Annotated in this window: 21 protein-coding genes; 9 read left to right on the top strand and 12 right to left on the bottom strand. The window is 71.8% G+C overall.

Going from position 1 to position 21,022, the window contains the following annotated elements:
* The first annotated feature begins 223 nt into the window (after positions 1-223).
* Positions 224-913 (top strand): copper homeostasis protein CutC, encoded by a 690-nt coding sequence (locus tag ACFYY7_RS15255; RefSeq protein ID WP_266730746.1) that lies wholly within the window; start codon positions 224-226, stop codon positions 911-913.
* Positions 914-978: 65 nt separating this feature from the next.
* On the opposite strand, the gene ACFYY7_RS15250 is transcribed toward ACFYY7_RS15255, so the two are convergent.
* On the bottom strand, positions 979-3,072 hold the full coding sequence (locus ACFYY7_RS15250; RefSeq protein ID WP_388661695.1) for a HelD family protein: 2,094 nt from the start codon (positions 3,070-3,072) through the stop codon (positions 979-981).
* 441 nt (positions 3,073-3,513) lie between these two features.
* Here ACFYY7_RS15250 and ACFYY7_RS15245 point away from each other — a divergent pair, with 441 nt between their 5' ends.
* Both ACFYY7_RS15245 and ACFYY7_RS15240 read left to right on the top strand, forming a co-directional pair.
* Positions 3,514-3,705 (top strand): hypothetical protein, encoded by a 192-nt coding sequence (locus ACFYY7_RS15245; RefSeq protein ID WP_388661693.1) that lies wholly within the window; start codon positions 3,514-3,516, stop codon positions 3,703-3,705.
* A gap of 72 nt (positions 3,706-3,777) precedes the next feature.
* A complete protein-coding gene (locus ACFYY7_RS15240) occupies positions 3,778-4,158 on the top strand; it encodes a hypothetical protein (protein WP_388661692.1) in 381 nt (126 codons plus the stop codon).
* Positions 4,159-4,179: 21 nt separating this feature from the next.
* Here the strand turns inward: ACFYY7_RS15240 and ACFYY7_RS15235 are convergent, their stop codons facing one another.
* The 3 genes from ACFYY7_RS15235 to ACFYY7_RS15225 all read right to left on the bottom strand — a co-directional run bounded on the left by ACFYY7_RS15235 (position 4,180) and on the right by ACFYY7_RS15225 (position 9,050).
* Positions 4,180-5,823: a DNA repair helicase XPB gene (locus ACFYY7_RS15235; protein WP_376312515.1), complete on the bottom strand. Its 1,644-nt coding sequence runs from the start codon at positions 5,821-5,823 to the stop codon at positions 4,180-4,182.
* A gap of 104 nt (positions 5,824-5,927) precedes the next feature.
* Complete coding sequence (locus ACFYY7_RS15230; RefSeq protein ID WP_388661689.1) at positions 5,928-6,470, bottom strand: hypothetical protein; 543 nt, start codon at positions 6,468-6,470, stop codon at positions 5,928-5,930.
* A gap of 114 nt (positions 6,471-6,584) precedes the next feature.
* A complete protein-coding gene (locus ACFYY7_RS15225) occupies positions 6,585-9,050 on the bottom strand; it encodes a helicase C-terminal domain-containing protein (protein ID WP_388661687.1) in 2,466 nt (821 codons plus the stop codon).
* A gap of 85 nt (positions 9,051-9,135) precedes the next feature.
* On the opposite strand from ACFYY7_RS15225, the gene ACFYY7_RS15220 reads away from it, so the two are divergent.
* Positions 9,136-10,221, top strand: coding sequence for a hypothetical protein (locus tag ACFYY7_RS15220; RefSeq protein WP_388661685.1), 1,086 nt, complete (start codon positions 9,136-9,138; stop codon positions 10,219-10,221).
* A 53-nt stretch (positions 10,222-10,274) separates the two neighbouring features.
* Here the strand turns inward: ACFYY7_RS15220 and ACFYY7_RS15215 are convergent, their stop codons facing one another.
* From ACFYY7_RS15215 to ACFYY7_RS15200, 4 genes are all read right to left on the bottom strand, one after another.
* A complete protein-coding gene (locus tag ACFYY7_RS15215) occupies positions 10,275-11,261 on the bottom strand; it encodes an ABC transporter substrate-binding protein (RefSeq protein WP_388661683.1) in 987 nt (328 codons plus the stop codon).
* Between the two features lie 81 nt (positions 11,262-11,342).
* Positions 11,343-12,212, bottom strand: a complete 870-nt coding sequence (locus ACFYY7_RS15210) for an ABC transporter ATP-binding protein (RefSeq protein WP_388662017.1) — start codon at positions 12,210-12,212, stop codon at positions 11,343-11,345.
* A gap of 11 nt (positions 12,213-12,223) precedes the next feature.
* Positions 12,224-13,318, bottom strand: coding sequence for a FecCD family ABC transporter permease (locus ACFYY7_RS15205; RefSeq protein ID WP_388661681.1), 1,095 nt, complete (start codon positions 13,316-13,318; stop codon positions 12,224-12,226).
* Positions 13,315-14,325 carry a FecCD family ABC transporter permease gene (locus ACFYY7_RS15200; RefSeq protein ID WP_388661679.1) on the bottom strand — a complete coding sequence of 337 codons (1,011 nt, stop codon included), beginning with the start codon at positions 14,323-14,325 and terminating at the stop codon, positions 13,315-13,317. The genes ACFYY7_RS15205 and ACFYY7_RS15200 overlap by 4 nt, the downstream gene beginning before the upstream one ends.
* A 153-nt stretch (positions 14,326-14,478) precedes the next feature.
* Between ACFYY7_RS15200 and ACFYY7_RS15195 the strand changes: the two genes are divergently transcribed.
* Together ACFYY7_RS15195 and ACFYY7_RS15190 are read left to right on the top strand one after the other, a co-directional pair.
* Positions 14,479-15,099 (top strand): HAD family hydrolase, encoded by a 621-nt coding sequence (locus ACFYY7_RS15195; RefSeq protein WP_388661677.1) that lies wholly within the window; start codon positions 14,479-14,481, stop codon positions 15,097-15,099.
* A gap of 11 nt (positions 15,100-15,110) precedes the next feature.
* Entirely contained in the window at positions 15,111-16,196 is a 1,086-nt protein-coding gene (locus tag ACFYY7_RS15190; RefSeq protein ID WP_388661676.1) for a hypothetical protein, read from the top strand.
* 15 nt (positions 16,197-16,211) lie between these two features.
* Here the strand turns inward: ACFYY7_RS15190 and ACFYY7_RS15185 are convergent, their stop codons facing one another.
* Positions 16,212-16,646, bottom strand: coding sequence for an ATP-binding protein (locus ACFYY7_RS15185; RefSeq protein WP_388661674.1), 435 nt, complete (start codon positions 16,644-16,646; stop codon positions 16,212-16,214).
* A gap of 212 nt (positions 16,647-16,858) precedes the next feature.
* Between ACFYY7_RS15185 and ACFYY7_RS15180 the strand changes: the two genes are divergently transcribed.
* Positions 16,859-17,710 carry a helix-turn-helix domain-containing protein gene (locus tag ACFYY7_RS15180; RefSeq protein WP_388661672.1) on the top strand — a complete coding sequence of 284 codons (852 nt, stop codon included), beginning with the start codon at positions 16,859-16,861 and terminating at the stop codon, positions 17,708-17,710.
* Positions 17,711-17,721: 11 nt separating this feature from the next.
* Positions 17,722-17,913 (top strand): DUF397 domain-containing protein, encoded by a 192-nt coding sequence (locus ACFYY7_RS15175; RefSeq protein ID WP_388661671.1) that lies wholly within the window; start codon positions 17,722-17,724, stop codon positions 17,911-17,913.
* Between the two features lie 263 nt (positions 17,914-18,176).
* On the opposite strand, the gene ACFYY7_RS15170 is transcribed toward ACFYY7_RS15175, so the two are convergent.
* Positions 18,177-18,524, bottom strand: a complete 348-nt coding sequence (locus tag ACFYY7_RS15170; protein ID WP_388661669.1) for a hypothetical protein — start codon at positions 18,522-18,524, stop codon at positions 18,177-18,179.
* Between the two features lie 175 nt (positions 18,525-18,699).
* Between ACFYY7_RS15170 and ACFYY7_RS15165 the strand changes: the two genes are divergently transcribed.
* Positions 18,700-18,909, top strand: coding sequence for a DUF397 domain-containing protein (locus ACFYY7_RS15165; RefSeq protein ID WP_388661667.1), 210 nt, complete (start codon positions 18,700-18,702; stop codon positions 18,907-18,909).
* A gap of 22 nt (positions 18,910-18,931) precedes the next feature.
* On the opposite strand, the gene ACFYY7_RS15160 is transcribed toward ACFYY7_RS15165, so the two are convergent.
* Positions 18,932-19,528: a DUF1877 family protein gene (locus ACFYY7_RS15160; RefSeq protein ID WP_388661665.1), complete on the bottom strand. Its 597-nt coding sequence runs from the start codon at positions 19,526-19,528 to the stop codon at positions 18,932-18,934.
* Between the two features lie 2 nt (positions 19,529-19,530).
* Positions 19,531-21,009: a DUF6177 family protein gene (locus tag ACFYY7_RS15155; protein ID WP_388661663.1), complete on the bottom strand. Its 1,479-nt coding sequence runs from the start codon at positions 21,007-21,009 to the stop codon at positions 19,531-19,533.
* Between the last annotated feature and the right edge of the window lie 13 nt (positions 21,010-21,022).

Here is a 21,022-nt window from a genome sequence, read left to right as displayed (position 1 = left end):
TGATACCCCTGGGGGGTATGTATTGCTGGTTCAGGTATACCCCCCTCCCCTATGAAACGCAAGGGCGGATGTGCCGCCGGATCCGCGTCGTGATCGTTCGATCCCCCGATGTGCGGCTGACCTCACGTATCTTCGGCTGGCATTGAGGCTGCATCCTCGGTGTACTGACCCGTAGGCTGGCCATTGGACTAGACCTATTGATGCTTCCTGGAGGATGGGGCCCATGAGCAACCGTGCAGTCCTGGAGGTGATCGCTCTCGACGCCGAGGACGCGATCGCCGCCCAGGCGGGTGGTGCGGACCGGCTTGAGCTGGTCACCGACATGGCGTCGGACGGCCTGACCCCGTCCTGTGCGACCTTCGCGGAGATCCGGGCGGCGGTGGACATTCCGCTGCGGGTGATGCTCAGGGTGGCGGACGGCTTCGCGGCCGGCGACATCGAGGTGCTGGTGGCGAAGGCGCGCGAGCTGCGCGCGGCGGGCGCCGAGGAATTCGTGCTCGGCTTCCTCGATGCCGAGGGCCACCCGGACCTGGTCGCCGTCGAACGGCTCGTCGCCGAGCTGGACGGCTGCCGCTGGACCTTCCACCGCGCGATCGACCGGGCCGTCGACCGGGACGCCCTGCGCAAGCAGCTGGCGGACCTGCCCGGCCTGGACACGTACCTCACCGCCGGCTCGCCCAAGGGCGTCGACGACGGCATCCCGACGCTGCTGGTGGAGGCGGCGCGCCAGGGCGAGCCCGGTTACGAGCCGCAGATCCTGGTGGGCGGCGGGCTGCGGCTCGAACACCTGCCGGAGCTGCTGGCCGCGGGCATCGACGCGGTGCACATCGGCGGTGCGGCGCGTCCGCACGGGTGGTCGGGGCCGGTGGACGCGGCGGCGGTGCGGGAGTGGCGAGCGGTGCTCGACGCGTAGCAGGGCGGGGCGGGGGTGCGAGGGGCTCCGCCCCCGGACCCCCGCCCCGCCGACGCCGGAGGGGCTTACGGACGCAGCTCGTCCGGCAACTCCGCCGCGTGCACCACCGTCAGCCCCGACACCGCTCGCGTCAGCGCCACGTACAACCGGCGCAGGCCCGTGCGTTCGTCCGGTTCGCCGTCGACCACCGCGGCCGGTTCGTCCAGTACCACGTAGTCGTACTCCAGGCCCTTCGCCAGCGACGCCGGGACCAGGGTCAGCCGGGACTCGGCGGTCGTCTCCTCGCCGGGGGAGAGGTACGCGTGGCCCGCCGCGGTCAGGGCCTCGGCCAGCGCGGGGATCCGGGCGTCGGCCGCGATCAGGCCGATCGAACCCTCCCGCTCCAGGGACTCCTCGCACTCCGCCAGCACCGCCGCGTCCAGCTCCGCCGGACCGGCCACCGCCCGTACCTCCAGCGAACCCGGCGACTCACGCACAGACTCCACCGCCGCGAGGCCCGGCGAGATCACCGGCAGCAGCCGCGAGGCGTACGCGATCACCTCGCGCGGCACACGGAAGCCCGCCGTCAGCTCCTCCACCACCGCGTCCGACTTGCCGAGATGGTGCAGCGCCTGAGCCCAGCTCTCCGTCGACCACGGCGTCGTGCCCTGCGCCAGGTCACCGAGGACCGTCGCCGAACCGGTCGTGCAGCGGCGGCCCACCGCCCGGTACTGCATGGGGGACAGGTCCTGCGCCTCGTCGAGCACCACATGGCCGAGCGAGTGCGTACGCGCCACCAGGTCGTTCGCCTCGTCGATCAGCACCGCGTCCGCCGCCGACCACTTCGCCGACTTCACGCTCCGGGCAGCCCTTTTACCGGATCCAGGCAGCGTCCACAGGATCGCCTTCTGCTCGTCCTCGGTGAGCAGCCCCTCCGCATGGGCGGCCAGGAACTCCGCGTCGGACAGCAGCCGCAGCACCAGCTTCGCCGGGTCGACGGCCGGCCAGATCGCCTTCACGGCCGCCTTCACCGCGGGGTTGCGGGCCACCGCGTTCTGCACCCGGTCGTCGGGGGCCTCGCCCGCCTCCTCCATCCGGACCAGGACGGCGTGCGCGATGCGCTGCGGAAGAGCTTCGTGGGCGGAGCCGTACCGCATGTCGCGGGCCAGCAGCTCGTCGACCATCTCCGCGACCTCGTACGCGGGCACCCGCCAGCGCCGCGAACCGCGCACCACCACGACCGGCTCCACCGGAGGCGTCACATGCGAACGGATCGCCCGGCGCAGCACCTCGGCCATCCGGGCGTCGCCCTTGACGACGGCGGCGGCCGCCGTGTCCGTGCCGCGCACCTCGATGCCGGCCGTCACCAGATCGTCGACGGTCGCCTGCTGCACCGCCAGCTCGCCGAGGGCCGGCAGCACCTGCTCGATGTACTGGAGGAAGGACCGGTTCGGCCCGATGACCAGCGTGCCGGTACGGGCCAGCCGCTCGCGGTGCGCGTACAGCAGATACGCCACCCGGTGCAGGCCCACGGCCGTCTTGCCGGTGCCGGGACCACCCTGCACGCACACCGTTCCGCCGAGCTCGCTGCGGACGATCTCGTCCTGCTCCGGCTGGATCGTCGCGACGATGTCCCGCATCGGACCGACGCGCGGCCGCTCGATCTCCGCCTGGAGGAGCTTGCTCGTCTGCTCGGCCTCGGCGGGATCGGTGAGGTGCTCGTCCTCGTACGCGGTCAGCTCGCCGCCGGTGTAGCCGAACCGGCGGCGCTGCCCCACGTCCTGGGGGTCCTTCTTGGACGCCCGGTAGAACGGCTGCGAGACGGGCGCGCGCCAGTCGATGACCATCGGGTCGCCGTCGGCATCGTGGACATGGCGGCGCCCGATGTAGAACTGCTCGCCCTCCGCACCCTCGGCCTGATCTGCACCGACCCGGTGCAGATAGTCCAGGCGCCCGAAGAAGAGCGGGGTGTGGGCGAGATCGGCGAGCGACTTGATGCGCTCGTCGATCTGGGCCTGGAGTACTGCCGCGTTGACCCAGTTCGCGGTGACATCGCGGATGTCCAGGGCCTGGGCGTCCTCGCGCATGGCGCGCAGCGCGGCGCGGGACGCGGTGAGATGGGCGCGTTCGCGAGCCAGCGGGTCGTTGGTGGTGTCGCTCTCGTGTTCGTGCGCGGGCACGGTGTTGCCTCCGGCTGTTCAACGCAGGACGGCGGACCGCATCCAACCCCGGACGGTGCTCGGGGCGATGCGGTCCGCTCGGGGATCGATCACGGGTACGCGCAGCGGGTGCGCGTACGGCTGTCGGCCGGTTTCCGTCCGGTCGGCGGCGCTCCCCCGGCTGCCGGCGGGCCCTCGCGGGCCGCTGCCGGTACCACGGTGCGGGAGGCGGGCAGACCGGCGATTGTATAGACCGAGGCCGCCGAGGGCGAACGAATTACCGCCGGGAACATTGATCGCGCTCGCCGGGCCCACCACCGGGTCCATCCCGTAGGGGACGGCATGCGACCGCAGACCTACCCGGACCACCGCCGGTTTCCGCCCGTGGGTCCACCCGCGCCCCGGCGGGATTCAGTCCGCGGGCCGATGCCCGTACCGGCCGGGCGCAGGACCATGGAAGACATGAGCACAGTCCTTCTGAACCCCCGCAGGACCGGCCCCGCGCACGGCGCGACCGCGGCCACCGGTCACCACCACACCCACCGTGTCGGCGACGCGGTCCGTGCCGTCAAGGTCTTCGCCCGCGCCGCGTTCGGCGTGGTCGTGCTCGGCGAGTACGCGGAGGAGGCGGGCGTCCGCCGCCACGAGCACTGAGTACCCGGAACCGCCCCGGTGTGAGTATCCGACCGGAGGTGGTCCGGCCCTGCCCCGCGGTTGGGTAGCGGCATGGAGAACCCCGCCCTGACGAAGCCCACACCGCCCGAAGACCCCATCCGCCTCGACGGCTGGATCGCCCCCGCCATCGCCACCGTGGCCGCGGTGATCCTCTCCTACGCAGCCCTGATGGTCGTCCTCTTCGCCTTCATGGGCCCCGGCGACTGCGACGTGCACGGCGGCTGCTCCTGGGGCGCCGACGCCACCCGCGCCGTCATGGGGACCGCCATCAGGTCGATTCCGTACGTGACGCCTCTGGGCCTGCTCGTCACGTGGGTGCTGCCGTGGCGCTCGCGCTGGACCGCGGCCCGTCGTCGGGCCACGGCCTTCGCGTTCCTGCCGCACGCGGTGATCACGGCGTCCCTGCTGCCTCTGCTGGTCCTCAGCAGCTGACCGCCGCCTTCGGCCGCTGCCTCAGTTGTCCGTCAGCAGCTCGTCCGCGTCCACGATCCGGTACGCGTACCCCTGCTCGGCCAGGAACCGCTGGCGGTGCGCCGCGAAGTCCTGGTCGATCGTGTCGCGCGCGACCACCGAGTAGAACCGTGCCTCGTGCCCGTCCGCCTTCGGCCGCAGCACCCGGCCCAGGCGCTGCGCCTCCTCCTGGCGCGAGCCGAACGTCCCCGACACCTGGATGGCGACGGTCGCCTCCGGCAGGTCGATGGAGAAGTTCGCGACCTTCGAGACGACCAGGACGCTGAGCTCGCCCTCCCGGAACGCGTCGAAGAGCTTCTCGCGCTGGGCGTTGCTCGTCTCGCCCTTGATCACCGGGGCGTTCAGGTGTTCACCCAGCTCGTCGAGCTGGTCGATGTACTGCCCGATGACCAGGGTCTGCTCGCCGCGGTGCTTGCGCACCAGCGCCTCCGTCACCTTCCGCTTCGTCGCGGTCGTCGCACAGAACCGGTACTTCTCCTCGGCCTCGGCGGTCGCGTACGCGAGGCGCTCCGAGTCCGTCAGATTGACCCGCACCTCGACGCAGTCGGCCGGCGCGATGTAGCCCTGCGCCTCGATCTCCTTCCACGGGGCGTCGAACCGCTTGGGCCCGATCAGCGAGAAGACGTCCGACTCGCGGCCGTCCTCACGCACCAGCGTCGCCGTGAGACCGAGCCGCCGCCGGGCCTGGAGATCGGCGGTGAACTTGAAGACGGGCGCGGGCAGCAGGTGCACCTCGTCGTAGATCACCAGCCCCCAGTCGCGGGAGTCGAACAGCTCCAGGTGCGGATAGACGCCCTTGCGACGGGTCGTCAGTACCTGGTACGTGGCGATGGTGACCGGCCGGATCTCCTTGCGGGTACCGCTGTACTCGCCGATCTCGTCCTCGGTCAGCGAGGTCCGCTTCACCAGCTCGTGCTTCCACTGCCGGGCCGAGACGGTGTTCGTCACCAGGATCAGCGTGGTCGCCTTGGCCTGGGCCATCGCACCGGCCCCGACCAGCGTCTTGCCCGCACCGCAGGGCAGCACGACGACACCCGAGCCGCCGTGCCAGAACCCCTCGACGGCCTGCTTCTGGTACGGCCGCAGCGCCCAGCCGTCCTCGGCGAGATCGATGGGGTGCGCCTCGCCGTCCACGTAACCGGCGAGGTCCTCGGCCGGCCAGCCCAGCTTCAGCAGTGTCTGCTTGATCTGACCGCGCTCGGACGGGTGCACCGCCACGGTGTCCGGGTCGATCCGCGCCCCGACCAGCGGCTGCACCTTCTTCGAGCGGAGGATCTCCTCCAGCACGGGCCGGTCGGTGGAGGTCAGCACCAGGCCGTGGACCGGATGCTTGGACAGGGTGAGACGGCCGTACCGGGCCATCGTCTCGGCGATGTCGACGAGCAGCGCGTGCGGAACGGGATAGCGCGAGTACTGCACGAGCGCGTCGACGACCTGCTCGGCGTCGTGCCCGGCGGCCCGCGCGTTCCACAGCCCGAGCGGGGTCAGCCGGTAGGTGTGGATGTGCTCGGGCGCTCGCTCCAGCTCGGCGAAGGGCGCGATGGCCCGACGGCAGGCGTCGGCCTGGTCGTGGTCGACTTCGAGGAGCAGCGTCTTGTCGCTCTGGACGATGAGGGGTCCGGTCACGCGCGTCGGCCCTTTCTGCGGGGTGCGGCCACGGATGCGGCCAAACGTCCAGTGTGCCGCATGCGGGCACGGTCGTGCCGAGTTCGGACCCGCCCGCCCGCCCGTCAGTCCGTCCCGCGGTGGCCGCGTCCTTCGGGGAACTGGCCCAGGTGTACGGCGCGGTGGGCGGTCACCGCCAGTTGCCGGGCTTCCTCGGTGAAGGTGTCGATGCGGATCCTGCGTCCGTCGGTCAGGGTGAAGTCGCAGGTGAAGCCCATGCCGCGGGCCTCGGCCAGCGGTCGGCCGTCGTCGCCGTGCGCGCCGACGGACGCGATGTCCTGCCACGGGATCAGGGTGGCGATGCCCGCCACCCGGTGGGTCAGCCCCCGCTCGTGGACGTCGAAGCTCTGCTCACGGGTACGGAAGCCCTGGACCAGCCGCCAGATCCCCAGGCCCAGCCCCACCAGCCCGACGCCGAGCAGCAGGCCGGCCAGCTGCGGAGCGCCGTCGGTGGTGCCGATCGACGCGATGGTCACCGGTATCCCGAAGGCCATGCCCGCCGCTCCGACGACGAGCAGGATTCCGGCCTGCCACAGCCTTCTGCCCCCGTCGGTACGGTGCTCACGGACGAATCCCCCCAGCTGCCTGGCCGCATCGGTGCGCCGCATGACATCCCCCTCCAGCGTCGTGGACACGCCAGAGTCTGCCCTTCGAAGAGCCGGCCCGCCCCCGATTCGCACGCACTGCCGCGACGGGGACGAGGGCAGGGACGCCCCCCGACCTCACGCCGTCTGGTCGTCCGCCAGTTCAGCGACGCCGGTGATGCGGTGCAGCGGGTACGTGCGGACCTCGTCCGCCGTGTGGTCGTACGCGGTGACGAAGCCGCCCTCGACCCGGACCGGGGCGATGACGCGCTGGCTGGCGGCCCCGTCCGCGTTCACGTAGCCGATCCAGAGCGCCGAACCGGTCATCGCGGCGGCCTGGACGGTGGCGAGGGTCTCGGCGGAGGTCGTACGAGGCAGGGCGCCGGGCGTGGCCGCGGGGGCGCCGGGGGACTCCGGGGCGTCCTTGCGGACCACCGTGGCGGCCGTGTCCCCGGCCCGGATCGCCCGGACCGCCGCGCCGAGCAGGGTGGCGTCCGGCACCGGAGGGCCCTCGGGGACGGGGACGGGTGCGGTGCGGGGCGGGGTGCGGCGGGCGCCCGCGCGGGTGATCAGGACATCGCCCTCGGCGGACTCGGCGGCCGGGGCGTACCCCATGTCGCGCAGCCCCTCCAGCAGGGACGCCGGGTCGACCTGGGCGGCCAGGGCGGTCGGTGCGAGGCGGCGCAGCCGCAGGGTGGCCGAGCGCTTGTCGGCCAGGATCTCGTTCAGCACGGCCTCGTCGTCGCAGCGCACGTACGAGGAGGCAGCGCCGATCCGGAGGTGGCCGTGGCGGCGGGCGACGTCGTCGATGAGGTAGCTGAGCGGCTGCGGGACGGGTGTGCGGCTGTGGGCGGCGAGGAAGGCGTGCAGGTCGGCCGCGGACTGCCCGGCGTCCAGGGCGCGGCGCACGGAGCCGGGGGTGAAGCGGTAGACCGTCGCGCCGCCCTTCGACTCGATGTCCGCGAGGGCGGAGAGCATGTCGGCCAGGGGGCGTTCCAGGGGGCCGGGGGCGACGGCCGTCAGGTCGGCCTGGAGCAGCACGTGGTCCAGCGGCTCGGGGATGAGCGGCGCGAGCAGCGCGGCGGCCTCGGCCGGTCCGGCGTCGAGCAGGGCGCGGGTGTGCGCGGCGAGCGCGCCGCGGCCGGTGATGCCGAGGAGCTCGGACTCGTTGAGCGTCCACAGGGCGATCCTGGACCGCAGATCCGTGGTGTCCCCGGCCGAGGCGGCGCCGCGCAGGGGGCGTTCCCAGCGCAGCCGGGCGAGGACGGTCTCCGGGTCGGGGGCGGTGCCGGGTTCCAGGCCGGCGAGGAGGGCGAGGACCCGGTGGCGTACCTCCGGGGCGGCGGAGCGGTCGAGTTCGGGGCCCAGTGCGGACAGGGCCCGGCCCTTGGCGTCCTGGCCGCCGACCAGGCCCGGGGTGCGGGTGGCGGCGAGCCAGGCGGTGGCGAGGCGCGTCCAGCGTTCCTGGGCGGGCAGGTCGGCCCAGTCGTCGTACGCGGGCGTCGGCGCGTACCGCTCGTCGGCCTCCCCGTCGGAGGCCAGCAGCCCGGCCGCGTAGGCGAGTTCGACCCAGAACGCGGCGACCGGCTCGGGGACCTCCAGTGCGGTGGCGGCCTTCTTCAGCTCGCGGACGCTGAGTCCGCCGGCCCGCAGTATCGGGGGCCCACCGCCGTTCCAGCTCTTCAGCAGCTCCTCGACGGTGTTCACGGCCAGCAGCGCCTGACCGGCCGCGGCGCTGTCCACAGCCTGTGGATCGCGGTTGGCGACCGCCTCCACGGCCGGCGGCCGCGGCTCCGGCACGCGGTGGGCGCGTCCCGCCCGCAGATGCAGGGCGGCCTCGCGGGGCAGCACCACGGTGCGGGTGGACACCGGCAGCAGGAGCCCGTGGTCGCGCAGCCACTTCACGGGCGGAGTGGGGTTCGGGGTCACCTCCCCGTACGGCGGCCCCCACACCAGCCGGTCCAGCACGGACAGGGCCTCGGCCGGGGCGGAGTCCAGCAGCTCGCCCATCCTGGCCCGGTCGGTGAAGAGCGCGGACAGGGCGGTCACGGCGGAGACCGGGTCGTGCGTGGCGGGCAGCCCGGCCGAGGTCAGGATCTCCTGGAGGCGCCCCGGGGACATGCCGGAGGTCGCCTCGGCGACGGTCGGCCCGAGACCGGTGGGGGAGGCGTGCTGCGGTGACGGCGCGAGGATCTCGCGCGCCGTGCGCACCAGCCGCAGCCGCTCGTCCTCGCCCCAGACCAGGGCCTGTTCGCGCAGCGTGGCCAGGGCGCCGGGCAGCGCGTCGGCGATCGCCGACCCCGCGTCGTCGCGGTGCTCGCCGTCGTCCCGGCCGTCGCCGGTGAGCAGGCCGAGCAGCGTCCCGTACGGGGCGGGGTCGGCGGCCACCGCGAGCGCCTCGGCGGTCTGCAGGGCGAACTTGTCGAGGTGCTCCAGCGCGCGTACGACGGAGGCGCGGGTGCCGGCCCTCGTCGCGAGCTGGGTGATGTCGCCGGGCACCGGGTTGAGGAGATCGGGGCGGGCGCTCAGCAGCCCGGCCAACGACTCGTCGTCCCGGGCCCGGAGCGCTTCGGCGAGCGTCCGCGGTGGTGTGGTCATCCCCATCCGTCCCACGGTAGTCGCTCCGGACAGGCCTGAGAGGCTCTCAGGGCGCTACCGTCGGTGCAGGGCGGTAGAGGGGAACGATCGCGTGGGGATCGAGAGCGACCAGCTGGTCTACGACTATCTGAGCCGGGTCGGGGACCTGGCACAGCAGCAACAACTGTCCTCGGCCGCCCGGATGAGGCTGGTCTCGACGCTCCGGGGCGAGATCGACCGGCAGCGCGGAAAGCAGTCCGGGGACAGTCCGGCGGCGGTCCGCCGCATCATCGGGAGGCTCGGCGAACCCGACGAACTGGTGGCCGCCGCGGCCGCGTCGGGCGACGGGACGGTGGAGCTCGCGGGGCGGCCGGAGCCCGCGGCGGACGAAGGGCGCAGCATTCCCCGTCCGCGCAAGGGGATGCTCCGGAAGGACGGCAAAGACAGTTCCGGCAAGGGCGCGTCGCGGCCGCAGGAGCCCGGACCCGCCGCGCCGGAAGCGCCCGCCGCGCCGTCCGGCCGGGTGCCGTCGCCGCCGCACATGGCCGGTACGGACGAGCTGGGGCCGTCCGGGAGCGAGGCCGACTGGTGGCGGGCCGAACCGGGGCCGTTCGGTGCCGGGGTCGATGTGCCCGGGTTCGTCGGCGGCGTCGAGATCCCGGACATGATGAAGCCGCCGCCGCCCCGGGACGCGGTGCCGCGCCCGCGCGCGGCGGAGAACGAGGAGCGGGACGGGCAGGACGCGGCGGACGCGGAGGAAGAGGGAGCAGCGGGGGAAGCGGAGGAGGAGGCGCCGCGCCGCCGCCGGCTTCTGCGGCTCGGCCGCCGTGCGCCGCGCGAGCGCGGGGCGGGCGGCCACGGCTTCTCCCACCCGTTGCTGCTGCTCGCCGCCGTGCTTCTGGTGGCGGGCGCCGTGACGGGGGCCTGGCTGGCCCTGGCGGGCGGCTGGCTCCTCGCGTACAGCTCGCGCACGCTGTCCCGCGCGGAGGCGAAGTGGGCCGCGATGGGGCTGCCGGGCGTGGTCGCGGCGGGCGCGCTGGTCTGGCTGTGGGGCAGGACCGACGGCCGGTGGGGCGAGCCCATCGGGGCCGGGCAGATGAGCGACGCGATCGGCGAGATGTGGCCGTGGGTGGTGCGGGGGGCGGCCGTCGCCTCCGCGCTCTACCTGGTGTGGCGGTCGCGGAGGCCACGGACGTGACGGCCGGGCGGCGGTGCTCGAAATGAGTGGACGCCAGCCGAAATGAATGGACGTCAGCCGGTCATCTTCGCCTGGAACTCGTCGAGGATCTTGTCGGCGGCGGTGTAGCCGATGCCCGCGATCCACAGCCGGTCGTCGACCTTGAAGACCTTGCCGTCCTTGGACGCCTTCAGCCCCTTCCACAGGCCGCTGTTCATCGTCTTCGTCGTCCCCGCCTTCGCCGGGTCGCCGTAGGTCGACGTGAAGACGACGTCCGCGTCGGCGAGGTCGATCTTCTCGGGCGACACGTCGTACGAGAAGCCGTCCTTGGCCTTGTCGGTGATCGCGGGGCGGCCCATGCCCAGGTCGGCGAGGATCGTGCCGATGTAGTTCTGCTTGCCGTAGATGCGGATGTCGGCACCCTCGACGAAGCGGACGAAGTTGACCTCGGTGGCGGCGGCCTTCTCCTTGCCGCCGACCGCCTCGGTCACCTTCGCGACGTGGGCGTCGTACTCGGCGACGGCCTTCTTCGCCTCGGCCTGCTTGCCGAGCGCCTCCGCGTGCAGCTGGAAGTTCTCCTTCCAGGCCGTTCCGGTGGACTCCGTCATCACGGTCGGGGCGATCGCCTTCAGCTGCTCGTAACGGTCGCCGTCACGGACCTTGGAGGTGAGGATCAGGTCCGGCTTCAGCGAGGCGACGGTCTCCAGGTTGGGGTTGGCGATCTCGCCCACCTCCTTGATGCCCTTGGTCCGGTCCGCCGGCAGGTACGAGGGGAAGCCGTCCTCCGACGCCGAGTGCGTCGCGCCGACCGGCTGCACGCCGAGGGTCAGCGCGGAGTCCAGCTCACCGGTGTCCAGCACCACGACGCGCTTGGGGTCCACCGGGACCTCGACATCGCCCATGGCCGTCTTGACGGTGTGGGTCTTCGCGGCGGCGGAACCGCTGTCCTTGTCGTCGGAGTCGGACGAACCGCAGGCGGAGAGCGTGAGCGCGCCGGCCAGGGAGAGGGCGCCGAGAGCGAGGCCGCGGCGGCGGACGGGACGGCGGACGGAGGGGGTCATGGGGTGCCTTTCGTAGGGATCGGGGTGATGGTGGTGGTGGGTCACGGATGCGCCGGGGGGCCGGACACCGAGGTCACGGGCTCACGAAGCCGTATCGGCCTGCCACGGCGCGCCCGGCACCACGAGCGGCGAACCGGTCACCGGGTCCGGGACGATCACCGCTTCCAGGCCGAAGACCTCGCGTACGAGTTCGGCGGTGACGACGTCCTGGGGGCGGCCCTCGGCAACGATCCGGCCCGCCTTCATGGCGACCAGGTGGTCCGCGTACCGGGCGGCCTGGTTGAGGTCGTGGAGCACGGTGACGACGGTCCGGCCGCGGGTGCCGTCCGCCGCCGGGGCGGTGAGCCGGCGCACCAGGTCCAGGACCTCCACCTGATGGGCGATGTCGAGGTACGTGGTCGGCTCGTCGAGCAGCAGCAGATCGGTCTCCTGGGCGAGAGCCATCGCGATCCAGACCCGCTGGCGCTGACCGCCGGACAGCTCGTCCACGGACCGGTCGCCGAGCGCGGTGACATCCGTACGCTCCATCGCGTCCGTCACCGCCCGCTCGTCCTCGTCCGACCACTGCTGCCACCAGTGCTGGTGCGGCTGGCGCCCGCGGGCGACGAGGTCGCTGACGGTGATCGCCTCCGGGGCCACCGGGGTCTGCGGCAGCAGCCCGATCGACTGGGCGATCTTCCGGGTGGGGATCTTCGACAGCTCGGTGCCGTCGAGGAGCACGGCCCCGCCGCGCGGCTTCAGGAGCCGGCCGAGCGCGCGCAGGGTGGTCGACTTGCCGCAGGCGTTCGGGCCGACGATGACCGTGACCCGGCCGTCCGGGATGTCGAGGTCCAGTGCCTCGACGACGGTGCGGTCCTCGTACGCGAGCGTCAGCTCCCGCGCGCCGAGCCGGCCGGCCGTCGCCGCAACGGAGCCGGTCGATGCCGTCCCGGCCACCGTGGTGCCGGACATCGGGGTCGAACTCATGCTGTGCCTCCACTACGGCCGCGACCGCCACGCTGACCGCGGATGATCAGCCAGATCAGATACGGGGCGCCGACCGCCGCCGTCAGTACGCCCACCGGCAGCTCGGTGGGCGAGAAGAGCCTGCGCGCCAGCAGGTCCGCGAACACCACGATCACCGCGCCGAGCAGTGCCGAGCAGAGCAGCGGGATCTGCGCGGTGCGGGTCATCCGGCGGGCGATCTGCGGGGCGAGCAGCGCCACGAAGTCGACCGGCCCGGCCGTGCCGGTCGCCACGGACGCCAGGATCACGCCGAGCGCGACCAGACCCAGCCGTACCCGCCCCAGCCGCACCCCGAGCGCGGTCGCGGTGTCGTCGTCCATCGAGACGGAGCGCTGGGCGCGGGCGGCCCACAGCACGGCGGGCAGCAGGATCAGCAGCGTCCAGCCGATCGGCGCTGCCTCGGCCCAGCCGCGCCCGTTGAGCGAGCCGGTCATCCAGATCTGGGCCTGCTGGGCGACCAGGTAGTCGCCCTTCGTCAGGAACAGCGTGGTGACCGAGCGCAGCGCGATGGCGAAGCCGATGCCGATGAGGACGAAGCGGGTGGCGTGCAGCCCGCCGCGCCAGGCGAAGACGTACACCAGCGCCGCAGCGGCCACCCCGCCGATGACGGAGACGTACGGCAGCACGGTGTACGAGGTGATGCCGAAGGTCATCGCGCCGACCGTGAGCGCGCTCGCGCCCTGGCTGATGCCGATGATGTCGGGGCTGGCGAGGGGGTTGCGGGCGACGGTCTGGATCAGCGCACCGGCGATCCCGAAGGCCAGGCCGACCAGCAGCCCCACGGTCATCCGCGGCAGCCGCAGCGTGCCGACGACCAGTTCGTCCTGGGACGGCTGCCCCAGCACCACCTTCACGACCTCGCCGGGCGCGACGAAGCTCTCGCCGACGCAGAGGTACGCGACACAGACGGCGGCCAGCAGCACGACGAGCGCGGCGGCGACCAGGCTCGCCCGCCGGTGCAGCAGGAACCGCCCCCGCGCCCCGATCCGTACGACCTGGTACCCCGAGGGCCGCACCCGGACCTCCGCCCGGACCTTCGTACCGGCACTCATGCGGGCACCGCCTTCCGGCGTACGAGAGCGACCAGGAACGGCACCCCGATCAGCGCCGTCATCACACCCGCCGGAACCTCGCTCGGCGGGAAGAGGACGCGGCCGATCACATCCGACACCAGCAGCATCACGGGCCCGATCAGCGCCGCCATCGGCAGCACCCAGCGGTGGTCGGAGCCGACGACCGCGCGGGCGATGTGCGGTACGGCCAGCCCGATGAACGCGATCGGCCCGGCCGCCGCGACTCCGGCACCGGTCAGCACCGTGGCCCCGATTCCGCCGACGACCCGGACCGCCGCGACGTTCTGCCCGAGCCCCTTCGCGACGTCCTCGCCGAGCGCCAGCGCGTCGAGCCCCCGGGCGACGGAAAGCACGAGCAGGATCCCCACCAGCACGAACGGCCAGATCTGCTGCGCCACCTCGGCCTCGCGCCCGGCGATCGAGCCGACCTGCCAGAAGCGGAACTCGTCCAGCGCGGACGCCTTGGTCGTCAGCACCGCCGAGACCACCGACACCAGCAGCGCGTTGATGGCGGCGCCGCCCAGCGCGAGCTTCACGGGCGTGGCACCGCCGCGCCCGCTCGACGCGATCGCGTACACGGCGACGGAGGCGATCGCCGCCCCCGCGAAGCCGAACCACACGTACCCCGTCAGGCTGTGGACCCCGGCGTACGCGATGGCCAGCACCACACCCACCGAGGCGCCCTGGCTGATGCCGAGGATGCCGGGGTCGGCGATGGGGTTACGGGTGATGCCCTGGAGCACCGTGCCCGCGATGGCCAGCGCGGCGCCGACCATCAGCCCGATCAGGGTGCGCGGCACGCGCATGTTCCGGATGACTTCGGCGTTGTCGGAGTGCCCGCCATGCAGCAGGACATCGAACACTTCGGACGGGGGTATGGAGCGGGCCCCCACGGCCAGACTGAGGAGTACCGCCACGAGCAGCGCCACGACGGCCGCCGCCGTCGCGAGTGCGCGTCTTGAGCGGCGAGGTGCGGCGGCTGACATCGGACCCAATCAAGTGGTGACGAGCAAGTGGCGAAGAACAAGTGGCGCGAACGGTGCAAAGGTAAGGCTTGGCTAAGTCTAAGCACCGCCCTTTTGGGCCCGAAGGCCGCACCGGCGCCGGAGCGGCGAATGCCCCCACGGACAATGGACGTCATGCCCTCGCACCCCCTGACGGTCGGCTTCGACCTCGACATGACGCTCATCGACACCCGGCCCGGAATCAAGGCCGCCTACCTGGCGCTTTCCGCTGAAACGGGGACGCCGATCGACGCCGATCTGGTGGTGAGCAGGCTCGGCCCGCCGGTCGACGAGGAGCTGCGGAACTGGTTCCCCGCCGACAAGGTGGCCGCGACCGCCGACCGCTACCGCGAGATCTATCCCACATACGCCATCGACCCCAGCCTCGCGCTCCCGGGCGCCCGGGAGTCGGTCGCGGCGATCCGTGAACGGGGCGGCCGGACGATAGTCGTCACCGCCAAGTACCAGCCGAGCGCGGAACTCCACATGGCCCACCTCGGCATCGACCCCGACGCGGTCATCGGCGGCCTGTGGGCCGAGGCGAAGGGCCACGCCCTGCGCGAGCACGGCGCCCACATCTACGTCGGCGACCACACCGGCGACGTACGCGGCGCCCGCACCGCCGGCGCCGTGTCGGTCGCGGTCACCACGGGCCCGTGCGACGCGGCAGAACTCCGCGAGGCGGGCGCGGACGTCGTCCTGTCGTCCCTGACGGAGTTCCCGGAGTGGCTGGAGGTGTACGCGGCCCAGCACTAGGTTGATCATCCATGGGGGAATTCGAACACTCGGCAAGCACGGGCACGGGCACGGGCACAGGCACAGGCACAGGCACAGGCACAGGCACAGGCACAGGCACCGGCAACCGTGCCCCGCGCACCAAGCGGCTCTGGGCGGCCGTCGCCCTGGGAACGGCCGCACTGCTCGTCGCCGTCTGGGCCACGGTGGGCGACAAGTGGCCCTGGAGCGGCCTGCCGGACCGCGCGTGCTGGGGCTCCATCGACCAGTCGCTCCTGACCGGGGCGGCCCCGTCGGGCGACGGCTCCTGGAAGGTCACGGAGAGCAAGGACCACTGGGGCGACCCGGAGTGCACGGTGAGCAGGGGCGACTGGCAGCTCAGCACCACCGTGATGAAGACCCCTCTCAAGTCGCATCTGTGGTGGGACCTCGGCAGGTTCCCGCTGCCCCACGACCTGCCCGGGATGATCAAGGCGAACGGCGACCGGGTGGACGGCTGGCTCCATCTCCCGCAGTGCCCGGACAAAGTGGTGAACGTCGACGTCCCCGGCGCGAAGGCCGACCCGCGCGCCGCCGCGGACCTCGCCGCCAGGACCCTGCTCGCCGTCGGCAACGCCCGGATCGCCGAGTGCGGCGGCAAGCCCTTCCCCGTACCCAAGAGCTTCGACTGGCCCGCGCTGAAGCCGGTACGCCCTGCTGCAGGGGAGTCGCCCTGCGGCGTGGCGGACGCCGGAACCGTACGGAAATGGGCCGACGGCGAGGTGACCCAGCTCGGTGCGTTCGATGACGCCCCGGTCAGCAGGTGCTCGGTGCTCCAGGACGGCGAGGACGAGCTCGACCTGGGTCTCTTCTCGGCGGTCGTCCTGCGTGACAGGGCGACCGTGGACGCCTTCTCGCCGACCGGCGTACGCGCCGAAGTACCCGTGTCATCGGGCAAACCCCTGAACCTGACGGCCGAGGCCCTCCGCTACGACCGCGACGCCGTCACGGCTCTGACGTGCGCCGAAGGCTCCGGGACCAGGTACGTGCACGTGTACGCCTCGGGCACGGACGCCCAGTACGCGGCGATCAAGCGCGCCGTCCTGACCACGGTCGCCGCCACCATGAACTGCCCCTGACGCAGCAGTCGCCCGCTACGCCTTCGCCGCGCATTCCACCCAGAGCAGCTTCCCGCCCTGCCCCGGCAGCCCGCCCCGCATGGGGTACGCGCCCCAGCACTCCGCGTACAACGTGACGAGGTACAACCCCCGCCCCCGCTCGGCCAGTTCCTCCGGCTCCCCGGCACCCCACCGGAACGGCGCCGGGATGTGGGGATCGCTGTCCCACACGCTCATCCGTACGCGGCTGCGCCCGGCGTCGCGCAGCCGGAGCGAGTACGGCCCCGAGGAGTACAGGTACGCGTTGGTGACCAGCTCGCTCGCCAACAGCTCGGCGATCTCGGTGAGTTCGCGCATACCGTGCACGCGCAGGACGTTGCGGAGGGTGGCGCGGGCGACGCCCGGGGCACGGGGATCCTGCGGGAGTTGGAGGGTGTATGTCCAGGGCGGGGATACCGTGGCACTGACCATGGAAGTCTCCAGTCATGGAGGGAAATTGAAGGATGTACTTCGAGTTGCCCGGTGACGAGGCCGCTCCGTCGAGCGGGGTGCTTCCGGGCGGGTGGCCTGGATCCAAACTAACGGCATGAGACATAAAATATTTGCCAGATCGACAATCAGTTGAGATCTACACTCGTGTGAGTGACATTGCCAACGCGTTCCTGATTAAGGAGAGTTGACGCATGGCGTCCAGAAGCACCCCCGGCGTGCGACGCCTGCGCCTCGGGGCCGAGTTGCGCAGACTGCGGGACCGCGCTGGACTCACGGCCACGGAGGGCGCGCGCCTGCTCGGTATCAGTCAGGCTCAGCTCAGCAACATCGAGGCGAGCCGTTTCGGTGTGAGTGCGGAACGGCTGCGCGCAATGGCTCGCAACTATCGCTGCTCGGACACCGCGTACATCGCAGGGCTGCTCGATCTCGCCGGGGAACGCTCATCGGGGTGGTGGGAGACATTCCGGGAGGTCCTGCCCTCCCCTTTGCTGGACATCGCAGAACTGGAGCACCACGCGACCGGGCTGCGGTCCGCCAATACGTCCCATGTCCCGGGACTCCTCCAGACCATGGACCATGCCCGCGCGATCTTCCGGCAGGTGGTGCCGGAGTTCTCCCGCTCGGACATCGAGCACCGTGTGAGCCACCGACTTCAGCGTCAGGCCCTCCTCGACCGACCGAGCCCGCCAACGTTCCGGGCAGTCATTCATGAAGCTGCCCTCCGCGTTCCGGTGGGCGGTCCCGTCGTCGCCAGGAACCAGCTTCGGCATCTGCTTGAGCAGAGCGAGCGAGAGCACATCACAATCCAGGTGATCCCGTTCGCCATCGGCGCCTATCCCGGATCGGGCCAGACCATCCTGTACGTACACGGCTCGGTGCCCCGCCTCGACACGGTCTCGCTGGACCAGTCACATGGCCCCGTCCTGGTGGATGCCGAGGCGGAACTGGAGGCTTACCGCCTCCTGCTGGCGCGCATGGAGGCCGTGGCGCTGGCGCCGGACGAGTCCCGGGACTTCATTCACAGCCTGATCGCCGACCAGTGAAGGAGCCGGATATGCGCCAGTACCCATGGCAGAAGTCCTCGTACTGCGGGCAGGGCGAATCCTGCGTCCACGTCGCCACGGACGCCGACGACGGGGTCAAGCTCACCGAGAGTGGCGACCCCACGGGAGCGATACTCCGCACCACACCACGCGTGTGGGCCACCCTCGTGCGTACCCTCAAGGAGGGCCACTGCCAGGGCTGACTCCCGCATCCTCGCGGCCGTCCGGCTCCCGCCCCGCAGCCCACGGCTTCACCGTGCGTTCCCGCGCTCCCTCTGCCCTGCCGCTCCCGCCCCGGCCGCCGGGTTCCCGCTTCCCGGCGGCCGGTCTCTCGCGTACGTACGGGTGGTGCGCGCGGCCGTACGGCCAGTACCCGAAGCCGTCCTCCTCGGTGACGAAGCGGTGGTCGCGGTACGGGAGTTCACCCTGTTGAAGGGCCGTGACGGGCGTGCCCTCCGGCGGCAGATCAGGTCAGCGGCGCGGGAGCCGGAGTGCCGTAGAAGGTGAGCGGCGGCCAGCCTTTCGACTCGGCGATCGCGGACAGTGCCTGGGCCACCTCCAGGGCTGTGATCTCCTGCGCCGACGGGGAGCCGTTGGGCCAGTCCACCCGCACGCTGAACGTCATCTCCATCATGAGGTCGGACTCGGCCATGCTCTGCTGCGCCTTGAACTCAGTCCCCGGGCCGAACTCCACCGGGGCCGACTGCGCTTCCTCGGTCCCGGCTGCCCTGGCTGCACCGGCGGACGCGAACACGGCACCGGCCGCGGCGGATCCCGAGTACCCCAGCAGCGACCGCCTGGAAATCTCCGACATGGTCTCCTCCTCCTGTCGCTCCCGTTCCACCCGCGGGAGCCGAGGTCGATCATATGGACGGGGTTCCCTCGATAGGGTGACTTCTCCATAGTTGGCAGGGCGAGCGAGATACGTCGGGATCCGCGGATGCGCGCCAGGGCACCCGGGACCTGATCCACCGCATCGGTCAGCAGCTATGAGAGGAATGCCCGTGCCCGCACACGACCACTGGCAGAAGTCATCTCACTGCGCCCAGGGGGACTCGTGCGTCCACGTCGTCACGGATGTCGGCGGCGGCGTCAAGCTCACTGAGAGCAGCGACTCCACCGGAGCGATACTCCGCACCACACCCGCCGCCTGGGCTGCCCTTGTGTGCACCCTCAAAGAGGGTCGCTGCCAGGACTGACTTCCGAAGAGTCTGCGGCCGGTCAGGAGATGTCCTTGATCACAGCATTTCCGGCTTCGGCCGCGCGGGCGTAGAAGTTGCGCAGGGTCGCGAAGTCGTCGGCAAGGCTGCCGTCTTCGGCCATGTTCGACTCCTGCTCGCTGCCGTCTTCCTTTCGGATGGTCGTGCAGAAGGAGTACACGTACACCTCATCCAGCAGATCACGGCGCTCCTGGATCACCTCGTCCAGGTCGATGCCTCGAAGGAATCGGTCGACGGCTCGGACCTCGTCGGGCATCAACAGCAGGAGATTGTTCATCCGCAGGCCATGGCCACCGCGGCGCCCGATGATGAGACCTCCCATGATGACGTCGGATGCAGGCGGTTCACCGGTCGGGGGAGCGAAATCGACCATGTCGATGTTCTCGCACCCGGTCAGCAGCGTGTGGATCGCATCCCAGGTGCGCGTGATGTGCGTTGATTCGAGCGTGCGCAGCTGGGATCCGGGCCGGCGATAGTCGTCGTCGGAGTTCCACTCGTTGCGAACCCGCTCCCTGCCGGCGTCCGGGCCTTCGGGGTGGTCGAGCAGTTGCAGGATTTCCTCGCTGTCGTGGCGGGTGATTCCCATCCAGAAGCCCACTGTCAGTTCCTTTGACGTGGAGGCGTCGGGCCACCGACCTTCGTGGCTTCTGGGCGCGCCACGGACGCGCCTCCCTGTTCTGCCTGTCGGGCCCTATTCACATGGTCGTTGATCTGCCGCAGGCGTTGCCAGGTGGCGGGGTCGGTGCCGTCGCCGAGGGGGTAGTGCAGCGCAGGCCGGGCGGCCGGGCCGAGGCGGATGGGAGCGGTGCCGGTGAGGGCCCGGCGGGCATGGTCGAGGCCGAGGTCGGCAACGGCGTCGGGGCCGAGGGTGAAGCTGAGCGGCACTGGGGGTGGCTCGTGGTGGGCGGGGGTGGTCAGATCCGCGCGTGCGGTGCGCAGTTGGCCGATCATCGTGGCGAGATCGTGCCTGGCGACCAGGGATTCGGCCAGCTCGGGCATGGCGTCCGCCGGAATGTGCTGATCGGCGCGGTAGCCGATGGCCAGCGTGATGTGCTCTTCGACGCCGAGGTGGGTGCGGGCGGTGCGCATGGTGGCGATCGCCGGGCGGTCGGGGGTTCCGATCGCGACGGCCCAGGTGGGCAGGGACTGCTGGGCGCGGGTGCGGGCCAGGTCGGTCAACTGCCTTGGTGACCAAGGGGCGCTGATGGGCTCGGAGGTTGCCCATCCGGCGGGCGGGGCTCCGGTGAGCGTGCGCCATGCCTGTTCCAGGGCACCGCCCAGGACGAGATGCTCGTCGGCGGGGTGGACCGTACGGATGGAGAGAAGCAGTTGCCGTTCGCCTCCGGTGCCGGGGCGGGGCCGGAAAGCATCCGCTATCTGGGGCTTGTCGCCGGCTGCGTGGGTGAATCGCCCCTCGTGCCAGTGCAGTACGGCTCCGGAGAGGCCGTCGTAGTAACCGCATCCGGGGTCGCTCACGACCCAGCGGGAGGGCAGTCCGTCCAGCAGTGTGCGGGCGGGGAACGTGAGCCCGGTGCCGGGCGGGGTGACGATCTGCAGTTCGCGTCCGGTGCGGGCCGCGTTGCGCACGACGTCGGTCAGCCAGGTCGTGGCAGCGATCACGGGGCGGCCCTGGATGACGACGGCGGCCTTCTCGGTGAGCAGGTCGACGCCCAGGGGGACTGCGTCTGCGGCAGCGTCGGCGAGATCGGCCACGACATCGGTGTGACCGGCCTCGCGCGGCCAGACCTCGCCCCCGTGCACGGCGACCAGCCGCCCGGCGACGGACCCGGCCAACTGCGCGGCCGCCTCCACAGAACTGGTCGCCCGCGCCTCGGTCCACCACACGGGCGACTCCGCGTGCACGCCCGACCCGAGCAACCTGGCCACCTCACCCGGTACTTGGAGGTACCGGGGCGCTTCGAGCGACACCAGCGCCTGCCCGGCGGCCGTGCACAGCTGAGCGACGGAGCCGTCGCCCGCCCGGTTCACGAGCAGATCGGGACCGCCGGCGTGGAGTCCGGCCAGCAGCGTTCTTGTGTCCGGCATCTGCGGGGTGAGGGCTATGACGTCCTGGGTCATGTGCTGCCTCGCT

This window comes from Streptomyces sp. NPDC001933, from assembly GCF_042890955.1.
Taxonomy (GTDB): Bacteria; Actinomycetota; Actinomycetes; order Streptomycetales; family Streptomycetaceae; genus Streptomyces.
Note: the sequence above shows the minus strand (reverse complement) of the source record. Positions and strands in the feature narration are given on the sequence as shown.

Coding starts and splice junctions, on each gene's coding strand:
- ACFYY7_RS15175 (WP_388661671.1), top strand. CDS start 17,722: ATGCGCCAGTACCCATGGCAGAAGTCCTCGTACTGCGGGCAGGGCGAA.
- ACFYY7_RS15155 (WP_388661663.1), bottom strand. CDS start 21,009: ATGACCCAGGACGTCATAGCCCTCACCCCGCAGATGCCGGACACAAGA.
- ACFYY7_RS15240 (WP_388661692.1), top strand. CDS start 3,778: ATGGAGAACCCCGCCCTGACGAAGCCCACACCGCCCGAAGACCCCATC.
- ACFYY7_RS15170 (WP_388661669.1), bottom strand. CDS start 18,524: ATGTCGGAGATTTCCAGGCGGTCGCTGCTGGGGTACTCGGGATCCGCC.
- ACFYY7_RS15255 (WP_266730746.1), top strand. CDS start 224: ATGAGCAACCGTGCAGTCCTGGAGGTGATCGCTCTCGACGCCGAGGAC.
- ACFYY7_RS15210 (WP_388662017.1), bottom strand. CDS start 12,212: ATGTCCGGCACCACGGTGGCCGGGACGGCATCGACCGGCTCCGTTGCG.
- ACFYY7_RS15190 (WP_388661676.1), top strand. CDS start 15,111: ATGGGGGAATTCGAACACTCGGCAAGCACGGGCACGGGCACGGGCACA.
- ACFYY7_RS15245 (WP_388661693.1), top strand. CDS start 3,514: ATGAGCACAGTCCTTCTGAACCCCCGCAGGACCGGCCCCGCGCACGGC.
- ACFYY7_RS15165 (WP_388661667.1), top strand. CDS start 18,700: ATGAGAGGAATGCCCGTGCCCGCACACGACCACTGGCAGAAGTCATCT.
- ACFYY7_RS15185 (WP_388661674.1), bottom strand. CDS start 16,646: ATGGTCAGTGCCACGGTATCCCCGCCCTGGACATACACCCTCCAACTC.
- ACFYY7_RS15195 (WP_388661677.1), top strand. CDS start 14,479: ATGCCCTCGCACCCCCTGACGGTCGGCTTCGACCTCGACATGACGCTC.
- ACFYY7_RS15215 (WP_388661683.1), bottom strand. CDS start 11,261: ATGACCCCCTCCGTCCGCCGTCCCGTCCGCCGCCGCGGCCTCGCTCTC.
- ACFYY7_RS15180 (WP_388661672.1), top strand. CDS start 16,859: ATGGCGTCCAGAAGCACCCCCGGCGTGCGACGCCTGCGCCTCGGGGCC.
- ACFYY7_RS15200 (WP_388661679.1), bottom strand. CDS start 14,325: ATGTCAGCCGCCGCACCTCGCCGCTCAAGACGCGCACTCGCGACGGCG.
- ACFYY7_RS15225 (WP_388661687.1), bottom strand. CDS start 9,050: ATGGGGATGACCACACCACCGCGGACGCTCGCCGAAGCGCTCCGGGCC.
- ACFYY7_RS15205 (WP_388661681.1), bottom strand. CDS start 13,318: ATGAGTGCCGGTACGAAGGTCCGGGCGGAGGTCCGGGTGCGGCCCTCG.
- ACFYY7_RS15230 (WP_388661689.1), bottom strand. CDS start 6,470: ATGCGGCGCACCGATGCGGCCAGGCAGCTGGGGGGATTCGTCCGTGAG.